The organism is Mesorhizobium sp. M7D.F.Ca.US.004.01.2.1, from assembly GCF_003997785.1.
GTDB lineage: Bacteria > Pseudomonadota > Alphaproteobacteria > Rhizobiales > Rhizobiaceae > Mesorhizobium > Mesorhizobium loti.
Genome location: NZ_RZRQ01000591.1, coordinates 1 through 2,104 on the forward strand (window position 1 = coordinate 1; position 2,104 = coordinate 2,104).

The following is a 2,104-nucleotide window of genomic DNA, read 5'->3' on the forward strand; positions in this document are numbered from 1 at the left end:
GAATACACGCGAGCCGGCAATCCGAGCCGCGACATGCTGGCCGATACATTGGCCAGGCTGGAAGGCGGCGCTGGAGCGGTCGTCACCTCCTCGGGCATGGCGGCGGTCGACCTGCTGCTTGGGCAATTGGGACGAGACGAACTCATCGTTGCGCCGCACGATTGCTATGGCGGCACCTACCGTCTGCTCTCGTTGCGTCGCGACAAGGGGCATTTCGACGTCCTCTTCGTTGATCAGGGCGACGCAGCAGCGTTGTCCGCAACGTTGTCAAAGAAGCCAGCTCTCGTCTTGATCGAGACACCGAGCAACCCGCTGATGCGCGTCGTCGATATCCGCTCGATCGCTTCTCAGGCAAAGGCCGTCGGCGCTAAGGTTGCCGTGGACAACACCTTCCTGTCGCCTGCTCTGCAGCGGCCGATCGCGCTGGGCGCGGATTTTGTCGTCCATTCGACCACAAAATACCTGAATGGCCATTCCGATGTGGTAGGCGGCGCCATCGTCGCGACGCAAGCGGGCGATGCGGGCGCACTCTCCGAGTGGGCCAAGATCACCGGCGTGACAGGTGCACCTTTCGATGCCTACCTGACACTCAGAGGCCTTCGCACGCTGTTCCCGCGCATCGAGCGGCAGCAAACAAACACAGCGGCGGTCGCCGCATTCCTGCAAAGACAGGCACAAGTCAGCGCGGTCCATTATCCGGGTCTCGAATCCCATCCAGGCCATGCGATCGCCAAGGCTCAGCAAGCCGGGTTCGGAGCGATGCTGAGCTTCGAACTGGCTGGAGGCGTTGAGGCGGTTCGGCGCTTCGTCGAAGCGGTCGAAGTTATCACGTTGGCCGAGTCTCTCGGTGGCGTCGAGAGCCTTATTGCCCATCCGGCTACCATGACCCATGCTGGAATGGGCGCCGAGGCCCGAAAGGTCGCCGGAATAAGCGACAGCCTGCTGAGGCTATCGGTCGGCCTCGAAGCGGAGACTGATCTGATCGCCGACCTTGAGCTAGCGCTTTCCAAAGCCGCTGGTTAGGAGGGGCCGATGTGATGGGAGCGCAGAGGTGGTCAAAAAACGGCGCTATCGACATCGTCGCTGGTTGCTATAGCGTGACGACGGCCTGAAGACGAGCCCTGTCCACTGTCGTGGCTACGGCGCAGTTGGATTCATGAGGCAAGCTCGTTTTCGTTTGGAGGGACGAGTGATGGACTTCGATCCTGCATTCCTGTCGCGACTGCAATTCGCCTGGGTCATCGGCTGGCACATCCTGTTACCAGCCATCACCGTGGGATTGGCCGCGTACATCGCGATGCTCGAAGGCCTGAATTTTTTCACCGGGAAGGACATCTATCTCCGCATCTCGACGTTCTGGATCAAGATATTTTCGATTGCTTTCGGCATGGGCGTCGTCACCGGGGTCGTCATGCCTTTCCAGTTCGGTACGAACTGGAGCCGCTTTTCCGACGCAACCGCAAATGTGCTTTCCCCGCTTTTCGCCTATGAGGGCCTGACGGCGTTTTTCCTGGAGGCGGCCTTCCTCGGCGTCCTTCTTTTCGGACGGCAACTGGTGCCGCGCTGGGCGCATTTCGTTGCCGCGCTAATGGTGGCGCTCGGCACTTTGCTGTCTTCATTCTGGATCCTGTCTGCCAACAGCTGGATGCAGACGCCGGCCGGCTACGAGATCATCGATGGCCGTTTCTTCCCGACGGACTGGTTCAAGGTGGTCTTCAATCCTTCCTTTCCCTATCGGCTGGCGCATACCGTCGTCGCGTTCTTCGTCACGACAGGCTTCGTCGTCATGGGCGTCGGCGCCTATTTGATGCGTCGCGGGCGGTCCGTTGAGGAAGGCCGAACGATGCTGTCGATGACGCTCTGGCTGCTGACCGTGCTGGTCCCGCTGCAGATGTTCATCGGCGACCAGCACGGTCTGAACACGCGCGACCACCAGCCGGCCAAGCTCGCCGCGATTGAAGCGCGCTGGGAAACTGCCCGACAGGTGCCGCTTACCCTTTTCGCCATTCCGGATGACAAAGCCGAGCGCAACCTCTTTGCCATAGATCTTCCATGGCTTGGCAGCCTCGTTCTCACCCATGAGCTTGACGGCGAGGTTAAGGGC

General features: G+C 60.6%; 2 protein-coding genes. Both read left to right on the plus strand.

The annotated features are described in order from the left end of the window. Nucleotides 1-1,023, plus strand: a 1,023-nt coding sequence (metB, locus tag EN993_RS35135; protein WP_127266177.1) for a cystathionine gamma-synthase, incomplete at its 5' end; no start/stop codon positions are given. A gap of 169 nt (nt 1,024-1,192) precedes the next feature. After that, nucleotides 1,193-2,104 (plus strand): cytochrome ubiquinol oxidase subunit I (locus EN993_RS35140; RefSeq protein ID WP_164758035.1); only part of this gene is annotated, 912 nt, incomplete at its 3' end.